This window comes from Algoriphagus sp. AGSA1 (assembly GCF_021390545.1).
Taxonomy (GTDB): Bacteria; Bacteroidota; Bacteroidia; order Cytophagales; family Cyclobacteriaceae; genus Algoriphagus.
In genome coordinates, this window is sequence record NZ_JAJUWR010000008.1 from 85,062 (window position 1) to 102,206 (window position 17,145).

Below are 17,145 nucleotides of genomic sequence, written 5' to 3' on the forward strand. Positions count from 1 at the left end.
GTATGATTCATTTTAAAGAAATCGGGAAAATCATGGGGGCGCTCTTGGTGCTGATATCCTTACTGATGCTTCCCGGGATGTTTTTTTCTGTCTATTTTGACGAGGATCCCTGGCCGATATTGAGTTCCGCGGTGATCACTATGATCATAGGGCTGATTCTGTTTTTCTCATTTTCCAAGCAAGACCAAAACATCCGAAAAAGAGAAGGCTATCTCATCGTTGCCCTAAGCTGGGTTTTTATGGCAGGCTTTGGTATGCTCCCCTATGTCTTCAGTCAGCAGATAGGAGGTTTTGCCAATACCTTTTTCGAAACCATGTCCGGGCTTACTACTACCGGAGCATCGATTTTGACCGATATAGAGGCTATGCCAAAGGGACTGCTGTTCTGGCGAAGTATGACCCAGTGGATTGGAGGTTTGGGGATTATTGTGTTGACTGTAGCCATATTTCCTTTGCTGGGAATAGGGGGGATTGAACTATTTGTAGCTGAATCACCTGGGCCTACTTCTGATAAGGTCCACCCTAGGATATCTGAGACGGCAAAGCGCCTTTGGTATGTCTATGTAGGACTTACTGTCTTAGCCACTTTGCTTTACTGGGCTGGAGGAATGACTTTTTTTGATGCGATCAATCATGCCCTGACCACCATGGCCACTGGAGGTTTTTCTACAAAAAATGCCAGTATGGCTTATTATGATTCCGCATTCATTCAATATGTGGCGATTGTTTTTATGTTCTTGGCAGGTACCAACTTCACTGTGATTTATTTTGGTTTGATGGGGAAATTTAGAAGAGTACTACAAAGTGATGAGTTTAAGACCTACGGTTTGGCATTGCTGGGAATTTCTATCATCCTGTACTTTCCTATTTCCAACATAGAACACAGTTCTGAATTAGCTTTCCGCAAATCACTATTTCAAGTAGTTTCCCTGGTGACGACTACTGGATATGTGACGGATGATTATACCAAATACAGCCAAGGGGTTACTTTTATATGTTTTATGTTACTGTTTATGGGGGGCAGTGCCGGTTCTACAGCGGGTGGAATCAAGTTTGTAAGACATCTTACATTCATCAAGAATTCCTGGCTGGAATTCAAGCGTCTAGTGCATCCCAGAGCTATTGTCCCTTTGATCATCAATGGGGATCGGGTGACAGGACGGATCATTACCCACATCATGAATTTCCTATTGATATATTTATTGACGTTTGTACTGGGAGCTTTGGCACTTTCCCTGATGGGATATGATCTGCCCACCTCGCTAGGGGCAGTGGCTACATCGCTTGGAAATGTAGGGCCAGGAATAGGAGCTGTAGGCCCAGTGGATAATTTTGCGTTTTTCTCACCTACAGCCAAAATTTTCCTTTCTTTCATAATGCTTCTTGGCAGGTTGGAGTTGTTTACCATATTGATTTTGTTTACTCCTTATTTCTGGAGAGCAAATTAATCTACCTGAAACTGTGCCTGGATTTTTGCAATTCGGTCTTCTATCGATTCCGAACTGATGGAGGTTCTACTCAGTCTGTCCACCATGATGGGAAATGAAAAAGGGGTGAACTGGACAGGATGTTTCACGATGATCTGTTGATGGTTGATTTTCTGAAGGGCATGGATCATTTTGTCCTCTTCCATTTGCTGATCAATCGCTTCCCCGTGTGCTTGTTTCAAAAGTAAATTGTCCGGATCGTATTGCTCAAAAACCTGAAAAAGCAGGCTTGAATTCGCCTGAACATGTTTGAAAGTAGTAGGTTTGCCAGGATATCCTTGGAAAACCAAGCCTGCGATACTTGCGATTTCCCTAAACTTCCTTCGCGTCATTTCTGTCTCGTTCACGCAAAGTAGTATGTCTTCACGCAGGTTTTTCAGTGTGAAGATATCCTCCTCTAGGATTTCTTCCACATTCACATAGCTGTCGCAAAGAAGCTCAAAACCGTAATCGTTCATTGCCATGCTGAAGGTGACGGGATAGCTGACGCTGATTCTATATGCAATCAATGCACTCATCAATTCATGGATAGCCCTTCCTTCAAAAGGATAGAAGAAAATGTGATATCCTTGATTGCTTTGATGGGACTCTATCAGAAAAGTGTTACGGTCAGGTACTATAGATAGGCGATTCTGTAACTCCAATATAGGTGCCGCATGCTGGATTTCATCAGAGAGAATAATTCCATGGTTATAAAGTTCTAGGATTTCCCGGATTTTATCTGAAAGTCGTGAGGAAAGCGACATGCGCGCTCCCATCCAGCTCACCACGTTTCCCGTCTTCTTTTCTGAGAGTTTTACAAATGCTGTCAGCCCGTTGACTTTAAGCAATTCCAGGTTTCTTCCGGTGAAGAAAAAACGGTCTCCGATTTTCATTTTAGAGATAAATGATTCTTCCACCGTTCCCAGGTAAGCGCCATTTTTGAATTTGACCTTGACCATAGCTTCAGAAACTATCGTTCCCATCGATAATCTATGCTTCATGGCTATTCTTTTGTTCGTGACCCGATATAGTCCGTCTGCTGTCCGGACTACCTTCAAAAAGTCTTCATAGCTACCCAGCGAGGCTCCTCCCTTAGTGATAAAGTCCATTATCCATGACATTTCCGCTTCCGATAGATCTTTATAAGAATGACATTTTTTCACTACTACGTAGATGGACTTTTCATCAAATCCATCTCCTACAGCAAGTGTGACCAAAAACTGGATCAATACATCGTAAGCAAGGACTGGTGGAAATTGGGATTCCAGTTCTTCTTTCTCTATTGCATCCCTGAGCGCTGCTGCTTCGATCATTTCCAGAGAATTGGTAGGTACAAAGAATATCTCTGATGGAAGCCCTGGCTGGTGAGAGGCTCGTCCGGCACGCTGCATAAAGCGGGACACCCCCTTGGGACTGCCCACTTGTATTACCCGATCTACTGGGCGAAAGTCCACTCCCAGATCTAAGCTAGAGGTGCATACTACCAGTTTGAGTATCCCCTCATGTAATGCGTTTTCTACCCACCCACGAACTGACATATCAAGGGATCCGTGATGCATGGCTATCCAGCCCGCCCAATCCGGTCTGGCTTCAAGGATTTTTTGATACCAAATCTCGGTCTGGGAGCGTGTATTGGTGAAGAGAAGTACTGAACTCCCCGCTTCAATAATGGGGATTACCTTATCTAGCATTTTAATTCCCAGATGCCCGTGCCAAGGGTATTTTTCTACTTCCTCCGGTATTACAGAATGCAGGATGATTTGCTTTTTAATATTTGCTTTTATGATATGGATGGGAAGATTTTCACCGAGTAGCGTCCGTGCGGCAGCTTGAAGGTTGCCCATCGTTGCGGAGATTGCCCACCTTCTGAAGGTGCTGGGACAGATTGATTGAATGTATTCCAGCGCAAGCTGGACCTGTACGCCTCGTTTGTTTCCTACAAGTTCGTGCCATTCATCTACCACTATGGCCTGTAAAGATTGGAAAAGAGGGGAATGATCCTTTTGGGAGATAAGTACATGCAATGTCTCAGGGGTAGTGATAAGGCATTCAGGCGGTCTTCTTTTGATAGCTGCCCGGGTTTTGGCATCGGTGTCGCCATTTCTCACTACCACCTGCCACGGAAGACCTATGGTTTCGCAGACTTCCTGCATAGCTTTCTGGATATCCTGGGCCAGTGCGCGAAGCGGAGTGACCCATATCAGTTGGATTCCGTTTTTTTTAGCCTTCATCCAAGTCTCAGGATTGTTTTGGATGTATTCCAAAATGACGGGAAACCATAATGCAAAAGTTTTTCCTGATCCGGTAGGGGCGTTCAGCAATCCTGATTTTCCATCTAGATAATCATTCCAAGTCTGCTCCTGAAAAGGGAAAAGCGTCCAGTTTTTCTGTTTGAAATATGCTAAGCCAATTGCCAGGCGCGTATTTTCCATATTGGGAAGCTACCGGTAGTTTTTATAGGTTTAATTAGTATTAAACTATAATTGAGGGAAAAAGATTAGTAGGTTATCCAAATGAATTGATAATTTTAAAGATAAAGAAACTGAAGTGGCTTTATTACGTTTGCAATACCAATGTTTGCTGTGTGATATTGAGCAAGATGGAGGTGTTTTAGAGGGTAGATTGTCAGATATCTATATCCAATTGACATGTATTGAATGATTTATCCTTAAAGTACAAGCAGATGAAGTTTGGAGTCTATTGAACAAAAATTCGACAAATGAAAAATGTAATACTTAGTGTTCTAATTCTGATTGCTTTAGGATCCTGCAGTGAAGATGAACCTGAAGTTTATACGGGGCAAACACTGGAATATGCTATGTTTAAAGCCAGTGATTTTGACTATAATGGGACGTTGACAGTAAAAGAGATGCGGGATGGAAACCTGCAGTTGGATTTGCAGTTGGTGGGGGAGAGCAACAATTCCGGAACTACATTTCCGGCACATCTACATCATGGGGATTATTCCAATCCGGATGCTCCAATGGCTTTTATGCTGAATCCCGTAAGTGGTTCGGATCTGAAAAGTACTACTGTATTGGGGCCTTTGATCAATGGCGAGAAGTTGTCTTTTGAGGGGATGAAGACTTTCGATGGGCATGTGAAAGTGCATTTGGCGAATGAAGGCCCTGACTATAAAGTAATATTGGTTGCAGGGGGGATAGGCGCCAATCTGCAAGAACCTGCTGCATTTGATGCTGCTCAGATGTCTATTTGTTCACAGGATTTTTAGAATGGATATTCTGAAAATAGAAAAAAGCAGCCCTAAAGCTGCTTTTCTATTGATGTGAAGGTGGATTATTCGATCACAAGCGGAAAGGTAATGTCCAGATCCGTTTCCCCTCCAGCTTGTACATAATTGGTGAAATTTGGATTGTCCGCTCCAGCGAAGTTTTTGTCCAAATCATGTCTGAGTATGATCTGCATAGTTGCAGTAGTAGCAGCAGGGTTCTCGTTTACGGTTACGATTCCTTTTAAGCCAAGTTTTATCTCACCCTCATCATCATAAGCATAAGTGAGTACTGGAGTCCCTACAAATGCAGAGCCTAGAAAATAAAACTGATGTTCATCTGATTCCTCACTGATTTCTTCGGTGATATCCTCATTTTCAATGGAGTTGTATAGTTCGATGGTCATCTGATACGTCTTTCCCTTTTCCAATACCACTGTTTCCACTGTAGGAGTGGCTCCTGTTTCTATCCCTTCAGGATCAGAAGCAGTGAAGTCAAACGACGCACCTACCGGATCGCCGTTTTCATCCAGTTCCAGAAAGGTAAGAGTGACATCAGTGATCAGTTCTCCGTCATTTTCCGGAGTAGGGTCGTCACTGCTACAGCTGAGCGTGAAGGCCGAGGCTGCTAAAAGAGCCGCAAGATAGAATAGGTTTTTAGTTTTCATAAGTGATCGGTTAGAATTCATAATTGATTTTTATAAGCGCATTTGTTCCCATATCATAGGTGAAGTATCGGAATCGGTTCATATAGTCTTTATACCTGGTATTGAACAGGTTTTGTATCTGAAGTCCTAGATTTAGCTTGTCTTCCCCCACTTCAAACTGCTTACTGTAGGAGACATTAAACAATGCATAAGCTGGTGGAGGAGGTGCTATATCAAAATCAGGATCTCTGGTTTGCTTGGCCACAAGAACATTGCTTAAGGTTAATTTGTGTGTAGGGGTGTGTATGTCTTTGGCAAAATCATATGAAATTCCCCATTCCATCCTGTTGGCAGGAATAAAAGGGAGGTAACTATTGTTGTCTGTGTTTTTAGCTTGGACTATTGCACCCTTCAAATATCCACTCAATTTGCTGGTGAAATCATAGCTTCCGGCAAAATCAAATCCATAAAAGAATGCGTTGGCCTGCAGATATTCATAGACATTGAATGTCCCCCGAAGGCTTACAAAAACCTCGCCTGTAGGGTTGAGAAATATGTAATCCCGAATAGGGTTAAGATAGGCAGTCAGTTCTAGATGAGTTCTCCTACCATCATACTGAAGTTCATTGACCCATTTAAGGGATTTTTCAGATTTTAAATCTGGATTTCCGATTTCTACTGCCGCCGCACCATGGTGAAGCCCTTGACTAAAGAGTTCATTCACGTTGGGTGGTCTCCAGGCAGAACCTAGATTAGAATTGAAGGTAAGTTCGGGGCTGATATGATATAGTCCGCCCAGAAATGCTGAGAGGTTCTGATAGTTTAGATCAGAGGATCTTAATTCCTGGTTGATAAATCTCGCGGTTTGAACGTTTCTAAAATCATATCGCAATCCAGCCTCTATTTCCAAAGGACCCTTGGAGTAGTTCTCCATGGCATAGATGCCTGCATTTAGCATGTCAAAGTTTGGAATGAGTGGGGTAACTCCCGTGCCGGGTACATTTGAGTTTGCCTGTTGGATAAAATTAATGCCCCATGTCCCACTAAATTCATTCTGATGGGTATGGTTTACATAAAGATCTATAGTGTTGGTGTAAAGCTCTAAATCCAGACTGGCTTGCTCATTCATGTCTCCACGTCTCTTGTCAAATTCCTGTCGGTGATTAAGCTGAAACCCATATTGAAAATTGACCTTCCAGTTCTCAGAAATATGGTAATGTGATTTCAGTTTTGCTAGATGATGGGTGACCCGCTGTTTTGGATTGAGAATAGCATAGCTATACTTACCATCTGCAAAAGGCCGTCCATTTTCAATAATAGCTTCTAAATCCGATAGGTTTCCGGTATGTGAATCCTTTAAAATCCCCAATTCGGTATGAAAAAGACTGTAATAGGTTTCTAGCCCAAGCTTAGAGGAACTGTAACCAAGTGAACTGCTGAGATTGAGTTCTCGTACTCCGGTGTTTTCCTGAAAGTACCCGGGAGATCTCACATTTCCTGAGGTTTTGGCTGAACCCTGAATCCGGTATCCTAAACCCCTCACTCTATCAGAGCCACCCACATGTACCAGGTTGATGTTTCCCATTCGTCCGTTTGAACCAGCTATCAGGTTCAGGTTGGTTTTATTTTCTTTTTTGGTTGGAAGCGGAGCAGGGTTCACTAAGATTACGCCACCCATGGCTTCGGGGCCAAATCTAACCGTTTCTGCACCTTTGACCACGGTGATTTCATCTGCCAGAAAAGGGTCGATCTCTGGTGCATGTTCGGCACCCCATTGCTGCCCTTCCAGCCGGATACCATTGTTCATGATCATGATTCGGTTACTGTGCATTCCATGGATTACAGGTTTCGCTATGCTGTTTCCAGTAGAAAAAGTGGACACACCGGAAATTCGTTTTAGGCTTTCTCCTAGATTCTCTCCTCTCGATTCCAGGAGACCCTCTCCATAAAGTGCCGATACAGCGGTGGTAGTCTGAATTGCGTCCCGGTGTCCATGCACATCTACTCCTGTAAGTGACAGCCCTTCATCTTCCAGTCTGTAGGTTTTGGTGAAGTTGCTGGCAGTCAAAGACACTGTATCCATGATAGATTTGTGTCCTAAGTATTGGATTGTGACGGTGTATGTGCCTTTACAAAGGTTTTTGACTGTAAAATTACCATTTTGATCACTTACAGCCCCTTCTTCAGCTTCTACTACCCAGATATAGGCCGCTTCAATAGGCTCATTGTTTTCTAGGTGTATGACCTTTCCCCGAATAGAAAGATTGCAGTCTTGAGCCTCGATACTCAGAGTCGCTAGCAAGAGAACCGATAATAGGATTCCAGATTTTAAATTCACAATGCAAAAATAGGGGGAGTAGGATATTTAAACCATAATATTTGAAACAAAGTTGCATAGATGGGATAATTGGTCAATTTTGGTCGGGAATAGATCAATTTCAGGCAGGGCTCTATTCTTGCGGCAGATGGATGTTAGCGTGGCAGTGATTTTGTGTTGAGTCTGGAGACCAAGTTACTGTCCCTATATCGGGTCTTTCCTGGTGTGGACGAATGATCCTCGTCATTCTGTGACAACTGTTCTAATCTGAATTTTCTAATACGTAATTTTATCCGATGGAATTTGCTATAGTAGATATTGAAACCACGGGGGGAGCTGCCAAGCATGGTGGAATTACAGAGATAGCTGTTTTGATCCATGACGGGAAGTCCATAGTCAGCGAGTATCAGACCCTTATCAATCCTGAACAAGCGATACCTACTTATATCACTGGCCTGACGGGAATCGATAATTTTATGGTCAGGCATGAACCTACTTTCGAAGCTATTCATGAAGAACTGTGGGAATTATTGAAAGACCGGATTTTTGTAGCCCATAACGTAAATTTTGACTACGGTTTTCTACGGGAAGCTTTTATGAAAGTGGGAAAGGAGCTCAAAACGCCGAAATTGTGTACGGTGCGACTGAGCAGGAAAGTCTATCCTGGAATGAGATCCTATAGCCTAGGGCGGCTTTGCGAAAGCCAGCGTATTCCTATCGAAGCGAGGCACCGGGCAATGGGAGATGCCAAGGCCACTGCTATTTTGTTTGATCGAATGATCAAGACTGATTATCAGATCATCAACCAGTCTCTGAAGAAAAACACCGGTGAGGCTTTTCTTCCTCCTAATTTCCCTCATTCCAGGTTTAAGGAGATCCCCACGTCCTGTGGAGTGTATTACATGCTGGATGAAAATGGCAAAGTGATCTATGTGGGCAAGGCAATAAATATCAGAGAGCGGTTCAAAAATCACTTTTCAGGTCAGCTACTACCAAATCTAAAGCAGAAACTTAAGACAGAAGTCTTTGATCTGAAGTGGGAGCTGACGGGTAGTGAATTTATGGCGCTTCTATACGAAGCTTTGGAGATCAAAAGATTATGGCCTAAGTATAATTCTGCTTTGAAGCTTCCCAAGCGTACCTTTGGTTTGTTCCATTACGAGGATAATTCCGGTTATGGGAGATTTCAGGTGTCTAAAGTCACTAAGTTTTTCAAACCGATCGAGTCCTTTTTATCAATAGAAGAGGCAAATGCTTTTCTTAAAACAGGGATTGTGACCTATGGGCTGTGTCCTAAGCTATGTGGACTTAGGAAAATAAATTGTTCCACCGACGACGAAATGTGTTGTGGAGGAGCCTGTAGCTTTACTGAGAAACCCAAGGAGTATAACCAGCGGGTAGGGGAATTCATGGGGAAAATAAGAGAAACCCAAAAGGAAATCCTGATTAGGCTGGAAGGGAGAACTCCCGAAGAGTACGCCTATTGTATGTTTGAAAGTGGCATGCTGAGTAAATTTGCCTATGTAGATTCCAAAACTACTTCAGAGGATACTATACCTTCCTTGCTGAATCCGGTGCCCCAGGTGCCTGAGACATATTATCTGTTAAGGCAATATATTCATCAAATCAAACCGGAGCAGATTTCAGTACTTGAGCCTTCTTGATTAATTTATAGATTAACAGCATTAAATGTGTCTCCCTGAGCTAAGTCTCCGGTGTCGAAACCTTTTTTAAACCACCTCATGCGCTGGGCTGAGGTGCCATGAGTGAATGAATCCGGTGTCACGCGGCCAGTGGCTTGCTTCTGAAGCCTATCATCTCCGATCGCATTTGCTGCGTTCAAAGCTTCTTCCAGATCTCCTTTTTCCATCCAGCCTAATGATTTTTGACTGTGGTGAGCCCATACTCCAGCCAAAAAATCTGCCTGTAATTCCAATCTTACAGAATATTGATTGTATTCTTTTTCACTTACCTGTCCCCGAAGTTTGTCCAGCTTCGCAGTAATCCCCATTATTTTTTGAATATGATGGCCCACCTCATGGGCGATGACATAGGCTTGGGCAAAATCACCCGGGGCGTTCAGTTTGAGTTCCATGTCTTCGAAAAAACCGAGATCGATGTACAGCTTTTCATCACCTGGACAGTAGAACGGCCCTGTAGCACTTGACGCCGATCCACATGCAGAGGATACCTGTCCGCTAAAAAGCACCAGCGTCGGCTCCCTGTAATTTTCCAGAAGTTTATTCCACACATCTTCCGTGTCTGCCAATATCGTCTCACTAAATGCCGCTAATCGATCTTCCTCAGCAGAAGGGGGATAGTTTGTTTCCGTAGTAAAGCTTTGACCTCCTCCGCCCAAGAAGCCTCCCAGAAAGTTTAGAGGGTTAGTACCTGTAACGACCGAAAAAGCAATAACGAGCCCGATGATTATCAGTCCGGTTTTAGAAAAGAGGATTTTGATCAGCGGGCCGATCAGTAGGGGGTTAAATCCTCCTCCTCCCCGCATTCCAGCGCCATGGCCCCGTCTATCCTCTACGTTGGAGCTTCGTCTTTTTCCTTCCCATTTCATAGACTAAAAGGTTATATTTTGCTTAAAATTAACCAAATTGAGCAATTAGATAGTGGCATCATCTATTTTCAAAGAAATTTTAAACAACCCAAAACCTATGAATTATACCATTTTCAAACGGCTCTCTTTATCCTTGGCTTTGATTGCGTCATTTACTGTGGCAAATGGCCAGACAGGAGTAGGGGCTAAGCCTGTAAAGGGAGCAAAATTATACCTGGACGGGAGCAAAAAATCCCTAGAGAAAAACTGGGAGTATTGGGAAGGCCCCAGGTTCAAAGCTGAAATGCCCATCAAATGGCAGGAAGTGACGGATCCCGTAGGAGGAGGAAAAGCCATCAGCAGTAATGACCCAGCCGCTGCAGGAGGCTTATACGGTGCCGCGGATATCGTGACAAAAGATAAATTCAGGGATTTCCATGCACATGTAGAGTTCTTTATCAAAAATGAGGGAGGGAATTCCGGGGTCTATTTGCAAAATAGGTATGAGATCCAGATACTGGATGGAGATTACGGGGATCATGGGATGGCGGCCCTGATCAATGAGCATATCCCTGTCTCTGAGGAATACCTGGGTACAGGTACCTGGAATGCCTATGATATAATGTTCAAAGCAGCCCGCTTCGAAAACGGGCAGTTAATAGCCAAGCCTAGAGCTACAGTATATTTCAATGGTGTTAAAATCCATGAGGACAAAGAGATTCAGCAGGTATGGGGAGGTCCCAATTCCGGCCTTGATGGAGGAAATGAAGGTGGGAAAGGAATCACTGATACTCCTGGTGGATTGAAGCTTCAGGCAGAAGGCCATGATGTTTTTTATAGAAATATCTGGATAAAAAAACTTGACCTAGATGGTCAATCCACAGACTTTTGAGGGGAAAGCCCAGCTAAAAAAAGCCCTGGTCTTTACTGGTTCAGGGCTTTTTTATAAGTTTTTGCCACATTTCGGGAAGTATTGGATTCCTGAAGGCGCAAAAGAAGGTTCGATTAAAGCGGTTTCAGTCCTCAGTGGAACCTGGGGAAAGTCGGCTATAGTCGTCAATCGTGATTTGGGTAATTATATTCATTAAAGGGTGTTCGATGTTTTGCCAGCTGATAAGCTATCGTGCAGGTTCCCTGGCATCGGATTCTTTCGAATATTTTGGGTGATTTTAGGGGCAGATCCGTTTGGTACTGATTTGGTTGAATTGTGTTTGAATGTCGTTAGTGGGGTCTGTAAATCTGGCTTTTACTTTGTTTATGTGTAAATATATTGATATTGGGTTTAATTTCTTATCAAACAAGGTGAAATTGTGATAAAAAATGGAAAAGTGGTTTCATTTCCTGATGAGCAGTTGGAGGCTGTTTTATCATTGGATTATTTCCTTTAGTGTACCGGTTCCAAACCCTATCATTTTCCAATCAGTTATTTCCAAGTCAAGCAATGCCAGCATTCCGGGTTGTAGGCCTAGGTAGTTTTCACCGGATAGATGAGCCAGGAGCAAGCTCAAGGTTGGATTATGGCCTATAAGCAGACAGGTCTCTACTGTTTTTGGGGTTTTCTCGAGTATCTCTATAATATTTCGGAGATCTCCCTGATAAATTTCCTTGGTGAATTTGGACTCTTTAATGACCAATTCACTGCCAACCAATTCGGCGGTTTCCATGGTTCTCTCCGCAGTGGAGCAATAGAGCAAATCTATATTTTTCAAGTCTTCTCTGAGGTTTTTAGCCATCCTAGTAAGGTTTTCCCGGCCTTTTTCGGTGAGTTGTCGTTGAAAATCCGACCCATTCGAAAAACCCGCCTCTCCGTGCCTGAGTAAAAACAATCTCTTCATGATAAGTGCTTTATGTCTTCAAAAGAATTCTTTGCTTTGAACAAAAACCTATCCAAATGCAGCTGACAATAGTTTAATTATTTGGACGAGAATACAATGCCATCTATTTTTAGCTTTTCTTATCGGGTTTGAAATCCCGGAAAAACCGCTTTTCTATGTCAAAAAACCTAGTTATCGTCGAGTCACCTGCCAAAGCCAAAACCATAGAAGGGTACCTGGGCAAAGATTATAAAGTAGCTTCCAGCTACGGTCATGTCAGGGATCTTCCTAAAGGTGATAAAGCGATTGATATTAAAAATAGATTCAGTCCTACCTATGAAGTCACTCCCGACAAGAAGGAAGTGATCAAAAACCTAAAAGCTTTGGTAAAAGATGCGGAGACCGTCTTCCTCGCAAGTGATGATGACCGCGAGGGAGAGGCTATATCCTGGCATCTAAAAGAAGTATTGAAGCTCAAGGATGAAAACACCCGGAGGATAGTGTTCAGGGAGATCACTAAAAACGCGATCACGAAGGCAATAGAGAATCCTAGAGGGATAGACATAGATCTGGTCAATGCACAGCAAGCCAGGAGGATTTTGGATCGTTTGGTAGGGTTTGAACTTTCACCAATATTGTGGAAGAAAATCAAGACGGGATTATCGGCAGGAAGGGTTCAGTCGGTGGCGGTACGCCTTATAGTGGATCGAGAACGTGAAATAGAACAACATAAGGCAAAATCAAGCTTTAGAATCACTGCGATTTTCGAAGTAGAAGGAAAAACATTCCAAGCAGAACTCCCCAAAAAGTTCGATACCAAAGCGGAGGCAGAGGAATTCCTCAGAAAATGCCTTGATGCTGATTTTTCTGTTGCCAACCTGGAGAAAAAACCAGGAAAGAAATCGCCAGCCGCACCTTTTACCACTTCTACGCTTCAGCAGGAGGCCAGTAGAAAACTTTATTTCTCTGTAGCCCAGACTATGTCGGTAGCACAGAAACTTTATGAAGCGGGTAAGATTACCTATATGAGAACCGATAGTGTAAACCTTTCTGAAGATGCCATGTCTTCGGCCAAAAACGCGATCCTTGAATCCTATGGAAGCAAGTACCATAAATCCAGAAAATTCGCCACCAAGTCTGAAGGTGCCCAGGAAGCTCACGAAGCCATTAGGCCTACGGATTTCGGAACCACCCAAGCTTCCGGTGACCGCAATGAGCAGCGACTTTATGAACTGATCTGGAAACGTGCCATTGCATCCCAGATGGCAGACGCGGAACTGGAAAAAACTATCATTACCATAGATATTTCCAACCAACCTCAAAATCTCGTTGCCACTGGGGAGATAATTAAGTTTGATGGCTTTCTGAAAGTCTATCTGGAGAGTACTGACGACGAGCCTGAGGAGGAAGATGGGAACGAGGGCAAGGCTTTATTGCCTCCTCTGACTGTGGGGCAGCACTTGAGCTTGCAGCAGATGAAAGGCCGTGAAACTTTCACCAGGCCTTCTCCTAGATATACAGAGGCTTCCTTGGTGAAAAAATTAGAGGAATTGGGAATTGGGCGTCCTTCTACGTATGCCCCTACTATTTCTACTATCCAGCGAAGGGAATATGTGATCAAAGAGTCAAGGGACGGTACTCCTAGAAATTACGTGGAAATGCTCATTTCCAAAGGAGAATTTAAGGATGCTACCAAGACAGAAACTACAGGAGCGGAGAAGCAAAAACTTTTTCCTACCAATATAGCGATGGTTGTAAATGATTTCCTCGTAGAGCATTTCCCTAATGTGATTGACTTTAGCTTCACCGCAAGGGTTGAAAAGGAATTCGATGATATTGCCGCCGGAGGTCAAGTGTGGCAGGATATGCTGGACTCCTTTTATGGGGATTTTCATAAAAATGTGGAGGAAACCGAGCAAGTGTCCCGTCAGGATATCAATTCCAGCCGTGAACTTGGCAATCATCCAGTAAGCGGAAAACCAATGATCGCCAGATTGGGAAGATTTGGACCATTGGTGCAGATCGGAGATGCAGAAGACGAGGAAAAGCAATTTGCCAGCCTCAAAAAAGGACAGTTCATAGAAAATATCACGATGGAAGACGCACTGGAGCTATTTAAATTGCCTAGGGACATCGGGATGTTTGAGGATAAAAAGATGGTAGCCGCAATTGGCAGATTCGGGCCCTACATCCGTCATGACGGCAACTTTGTGTCTCTTCCTAAAGAGATGGATCCTTTGAGCGTGACCGAAGAAGAGGCAATTCAGCTGATCAAAGACAAGCGAGAGGCAGATGCAAAGAAGCATATCAAATCTTTTGATGAAAATCCCGAGATTCAGGTTTTGAATGGGAGATGGGGCCCATACATCAAGATGGGGAAGAACAACTACAAAATCCCCAAGGATAAGGAAGCAGAGAGTTTGACTTATGATGAAACTATTCATATTATTGAAAACCAGCCAGAACCAAAGAAAAAAGGCGGAAGGTTTGCCAAAAAGAAATAAGTAAGCAACATCCTAACCCTGCTTTTATGAATAAGCCTAATCCAATTCCTCCGAAGATTGCATTAGGCTTTTTTTTGCTTTTATGTACTTTTACTTCCTATGCCCAACATGTTTTCAGAGGAACTGTGGCAGATTATGAGACAGGTGAAGTAATACCTTATGCCACAGTGTTTTTGGCTAATACTACTTTTGGTGTTTCTGCAGATGAGGAAGGCAGGTTCTCTCTTGCTATTCCGGAGGGTAACTACGAGGTAATCGTGAGGATGCTGGGATACGAAGGGCTGACATATAATCTTCGTACATCAGAGATACAGCCACAGGGATACAAATTGATGTTGATAGCAGCCGATGAGGAATTGGATATCTTGGATGTGAAAGAAAGCCGTGACCCAGCCTGGTACAGAAACCTCGATGAATTCAAGAGGAATTTCCTTGGAACCTCTGAAACCGCCCAATCTTGTAAACTTCTCGATGAGACGGTTTTGAGACTGGATGATCAGTCGGAAGCTGGGGTGTTGAAGGTTTCTGCCATAGACTTATTGAAGATCAACAATCCAAAACTAGGGTATAGAATAGATTATTTGCTCAAGGAGTTTAAATTTCAGGCCAGAGAAGGTTACGTCTTTTATGCGGGCTATCCGTTCTTTATTGATGATTCTACCTTGTCCAAATCAAAGAGAAAAAAAGTGGAAAAAAGACGTGATATTGCCTACAGAGGAAGCTTGCAGCATTTGATCAGATCCTTGTATGAAGGTGTTACGGAAAGAGAAGGTTTTGTGCTGAGGAAGATCTATCGGATACCTGATCCTTCTAAACCAGGGAAATATATGGACCAGTTAGACACTACGCCAATTTCCCCGGATGTTCTTGTCAAGAAAAACTTAGAGGGGGAAGTTTTTCTGAGTTTTCAGGATCATCTTCATATCACATATACCCATGAACGGGAAAGTTTAGCATATCTTGGGTCAAACTACCGAGGAAAGCCTGGAAATCAGGTCTCTATTATGCATCTGGAAATCGACTCTTTGAAAATTTATCCGAATGGAAGCTACGACGATCCATTTGGGCTGCTGATGGAAGGATATATGGCTTGGGAAAGGGTAGGAGACTTGTTGCCTATAGATTATGGGCCAGAGCAATAAAGATAGTGATTATCCGCAATGAAGCCGGTAACCATATTTTCCTTGCTTTACTGGCTGGAAGACCGATACTTCGACTACGCTACAGGTGACGGAAGATCCCATGCGGCCAGTGTTTTCCGAATACTTTGATGAATTTATTCATTTAATGGCAGAAAGCGGATATACTGAATTTCATGTTTACGTGCAAAAATCCTTGTTTTCATAGCGTGGGTTAGGGTACGAATAAAATCCTTCTCCGGATTTGATCCCCAATTTCCCTTGATCTACGTAGGTTTTGAGCAATGCCGCAAAAGCCCTAGAGGCGGGATTTCTTCGGGAATTGGTAATGTGCCATGCGGTGTCCAGCCCTACCTTGTCCAATATCCCAAACGGGCCAGCGGACATATTGAAATTTACCATCCAAGACTTGTCTATTGCTTCTACTTCTGCTATATCTCCTGTGAGCAACCGCCCGGCCGCATCTATCCAAGCAATGAGTAAGGTGTTGAAGATATAACCCGGATGCTCTTTTTTTACCAGAACAGGAACTTGGTCCAGCCTTTTTCCCAACTCTTGAAGGATGCCGATTAGTTCTGTATCTGTCTGCGAATGCGGCATAATATCCACCACCCTGGACTGGAAAACGTCATGAAAGTGAAATGCACAGAATCTGGCTGGTCTTCCTGAAGCTTCAGCTAGTTGAGAAGGAAGCAAGAAGGAGGTATTCGTGGTGAAAATAGCATGAACTGCAGCCGATTCGCCTATCAGCTTCCAGACAATTAATTTAGTTTCAAGGTCTTCGGTCACGTTTTCACTTACAAAATCCACCTCCTGTAAAGCATCCTTGAGATTAGGTGAAAAAGAGATTCTATGTAATGATTGTTCGCCTTTTTCCTTGTCCAGAAGTTTTGCCCCATCCAATTGAGCCAATAATTTCCTCATGGTGACCTTTGACCTTTCAAAGCTGTTCGGATCTATATCATATACGTTCACCTTAAACCCGGAAATAGCGCCCTGCAAGGCAATCCGTGTCCCTAAACTGCCTGCTCCTACTATGCCCAATGTTTGGATTATCATGTGGTTTTCAATTGTCTTTCTATGATCCAGTGGTCATACTTGAGTGTTTAAAACTATTGCCGGAAAATCAGGACGATCGTGTCAACGTGACTTTTACTGTTTTTTCCTTAAGATGTTGATGTTTTGCTGATTAAAGTCAATTCTTAGATTGAAACATAGTAGAATATTGACATTAAGTAAATATGCTCAGTTTTTTTGGTAAAGAATAGAGTCAATCCTAACATTGAGACTGATAGCAACTGATAGGTTTGACTCTCAAGAACTTAATTTAAGTTCTCAAGGTATAAAAGATAAGCAGTATGCGTGAACGAATGGCATATTTTCTTAGTTAGAAATACAGAGAAATTTCAGATTCGAATTTATTGAGTTGTGAACTTATGCATCTCACCTCCTAATATGGAGAAGTAGTGAATTGAGTT

General features: G+C 43.1%; 13 protein-coding genes. 7 read left to right on the forward strand and 6 right to left on the reverse strand.

Annotated elements, in window-relative coordinates:
- The first annotated feature begins 2 nt into the window (after window positions 1–2).
- A complete protein-coding gene (locus tag LZF95_RS07835) occupies window positions 3–1,448 on the forward strand; it encodes a TrkH family potassium uptake protein (RefSeq protein WP_233754426.1) in 1,446 nt (481 codons plus the stop codon).
- Here LZF95_RS07835 and LZF95_RS07840 read toward each other — a convergent pair.
- Window positions 1,445–3,901 (reverse strand): ligase-associated DNA damage response DEXH box helicase, encoded by a 2,457-nt coding sequence (locus LZF95_RS07840; RefSeq protein WP_233754427.1) that lies wholly within the window; start codon window positions 3,899–3,901, stop codon window positions 1,445–1,447. The two genes, LZF95_RS07835 and LZF95_RS07840, sit on opposite strands and share 4 nt — an antisense overlap.
- Window positions 3,902–4,188: 287 nt before the next feature.
- Here LZF95_RS07840 and LZF95_RS07845 point away from each other — a divergent pair, with 287 nt between their 5' ends.
- On the forward strand, window positions 4,189–4,701 hold the full coding sequence (locus LZF95_RS07845) for a hypothetical protein (protein ID WP_233754428.1): 513 nt from the start codon (window positions 4,189–4,191) through the stop codon (window positions 4,699–4,701).
- Between the two features lie 65 nt (window positions 4,702–4,766).
- Here LZF95_RS07845 and LZF95_RS07850 read toward each other — a convergent pair whose 3' ends face one another.
- Window positions 4,767–5,366 carry a hypothetical protein gene (locus LZF95_RS07850; RefSeq protein WP_233754429.1) on the reverse strand — a complete coding sequence of 200 codons (600 nt, stop codon included), beginning with the start codon at window positions 5,364–5,366 and terminating at the stop codon, window positions 4,767–4,769.
- Window positions 5,367–5,376: 10 nt separating this feature from the next.
- Window positions 5,377–7,647 carry a TonB-dependent receptor gene (locus LZF95_RS07855; RefSeq protein ID WP_233754430.1) on the reverse strand — a complete coding sequence of 757 codons (2,271 nt, stop codon included), beginning with the start codon at window positions 7,645–7,647 and terminating at the stop codon, window positions 5,377–5,379.
- A 311-nt stretch (window positions 7,648–7,958) separates the two neighbouring features.
- Here LZF95_RS07855 and LZF95_RS07860 point away from each other — a divergent pair, with 311 nt between their 5' ends.
- Window positions 7,959–9,326 carry an exonuclease domain-containing protein gene (locus LZF95_RS07860; protein ID WP_233754431.1) on the forward strand — a complete coding sequence of 456 codons (1,368 nt, stop codon included), beginning with the start codon at window positions 7,959–7,961 and terminating at the stop codon, window positions 9,324–9,326.
- 5 nt (window positions 9,327–9,331) lie between these two features.
- Here LZF95_RS07860 and LZF95_RS07865 read toward each other — a convergent pair whose 3' ends face one another.
- Window positions 9,332–10,231 (reverse strand): neutral zinc metallopeptidase, encoded by a 900-nt coding sequence (locus tag LZF95_RS07865; protein WP_233754432.1) that lies wholly within the window; start codon window positions 10,229–10,231, stop codon window positions 9,332–9,334.
- Between the two features lie 97 nt (window positions 10,232–10,328).
- Between LZF95_RS07865 and LZF95_RS07870 the strand changes: the two genes are divergently transcribed.
- On the forward strand, window positions 10,329–11,102 hold the full coding sequence (locus LZF95_RS07870; RefSeq protein WP_233754433.1) for a DUF1080 domain-containing protein: 774 nt from the start codon (window positions 10,329–10,331) through the stop codon (window positions 11,100–11,102).
- Window positions 11,080–11,298 carry a hypothetical protein gene (locus LZF95_RS07875; RefSeq protein ID WP_233754434.1) on the forward strand — a complete coding sequence of 73 codons (219 nt, stop codon included), beginning with the start codon at window positions 11,080–11,082 and terminating at the stop codon, window positions 11,296–11,298. The genes LZF95_RS07870 and LZF95_RS07875 overlap by 23 nt, the downstream gene beginning before the upstream one ends.
- Before the next feature lie 279 nt (window positions 11,299–11,577).
- Here the strand turns inward: LZF95_RS07875 and LZF95_RS07880 are convergent, their stop codons facing one another.
- Window positions 11,578–12,045 carry a histidine phosphatase family protein gene (locus LZF95_RS07880; RefSeq protein ID WP_233754435.1) on the reverse strand — a complete coding sequence of 156 codons (468 nt, stop codon included), beginning with the start codon at window positions 12,043–12,045 and terminating at the stop codon, window positions 11,578–11,580.
- Between the two features lie 155 nt (window positions 12,046–12,200).
- On the opposite strand from LZF95_RS07880, the gene topA reads away from it, so the two are divergent.
- Both topA and LZF95_RS07890 read left to right on the forward strand, forming a co-directional pair.
- Window positions 12,201–14,528 carry a type I DNA topoisomerase gene (gene topA / locus LZF95_RS07885; protein WP_233754436.1) on the forward strand — a complete coding sequence of 776 codons (2,328 nt, stop codon included), beginning with the start codon at window positions 12,201–12,203 and terminating at the stop codon, window positions 14,526–14,528.
- A gap of 26 nt (window positions 14,529–14,554) precedes the next feature.
- Complete coding sequence (locus LZF95_RS07890; RefSeq protein WP_233754437.1) at window positions 14,555–15,670, forward strand: carboxypeptidase-like regulatory domain-containing protein; 1,116 nt, start codon at window positions 14,555–14,557, stop codon at window positions 15,668–15,670.
- 177 nt (window positions 15,671–15,847) lie between these two features.
- Here LZF95_RS07890 and LZF95_RS07895 read toward each other — a convergent pair whose 3' ends face one another.
- Window positions 15,848–16,726 carry a 3-hydroxyacyl-CoA dehydrogenase NAD-binding domain-containing protein gene (locus tag LZF95_RS07895; RefSeq protein WP_233754438.1) on the reverse strand — a complete coding sequence of 293 codons (879 nt, stop codon included), beginning with the start codon at window positions 16,724–16,726 and terminating at the stop codon, window positions 15,848–15,850.
- Window positions 16,727–17,145: the final 419 nt, after the last annotated feature.

What these genes read in the sequence shown, in the direction of transcription:
- LZF95_RS07835 (WP_233754426.1), top strand. Translation starts at nt 3, where the DNA reads ATGATTCATTTTAAAGAAATCGGGAAAATCATGGGGGCGCTCTTGGTG.
- LZF95_RS07840 (WP_233754427.1), bottom strand. Translation starts at nt 3,901, where the DNA reads ATGGAAAATACGCGCCTGGCAATTGGCTTAGCATATTTCAAACAGAAA.
- LZF95_RS07845 (WP_233754428.1), top strand. Translation starts at nt 4,189, where the DNA reads ATGAAAAATGTAATACTTAGTGTTCTAATTCTGATTGCTTTAGGATCC.
- LZF95_RS07850 (WP_233754429.1), bottom strand. Translation starts at nt 5,366, where the DNA reads ATGAAAACTAAAAACCTATTCTATCTTGCGGCTCTTTTAGCAGCCTCG.
- LZF95_RS07860 (WP_233754431.1), top strand. Translation starts at nt 7,959, where the DNA reads ATGGAATTTGCTATAGTAGATATTGAAACCACGGGGGGAGCTGCCAAG.
- LZF95_RS07865 (WP_233754432.1), bottom strand. Translation starts at nt 10,231, where the DNA reads ATGAAATGGGAAGGAAAAAGACGAAGCTCCAACGTAGAGGATAGACGG.
- LZF95_RS07870 (WP_233754433.1), top strand. Translation starts at nt 10,329, where the DNA reads ATGAATTATACCATTTTCAAACGGCTCTCTTTATCCTTGGCTTTGATT.
- LZF95_RS07875 (WP_233754434.1), top strand. Translation starts at nt 11,080, where the DNA reads ATGGTCAATCCACAGACTTTTGAGGGGAAAGCCCAGCTAAAAAAAGCC.
- LZF95_RS07880 (WP_233754435.1), bottom strand. Translation starts at nt 12,045, where the DNA reads ATGAAGAGATTGTTTTTACTCAGGCACGGAGAGGCGGGTTTTTCGAAT.
- topA (WP_233754436.1), top strand. Translation starts at nt 12,201, where the DNA reads ATGTCAAAAAACCTAGTTATCGTCGAGTCACCTGCCAAAGCCAAAACC.
- LZF95_RS07890 (WP_233754437.1), top strand. Translation starts at nt 14,555, where the DNA reads ATGAATAAGCCTAATCCAATTCCTCCGAAGATTGCATTAGGCTTTTTT.
- LZF95_RS07895 (WP_233754438.1), bottom strand. Translation starts at nt 16,726, where the DNA reads ATGATAATCCAAACATTGGGCATAGTAGGAGCAGGCAGTTTAGGGACA.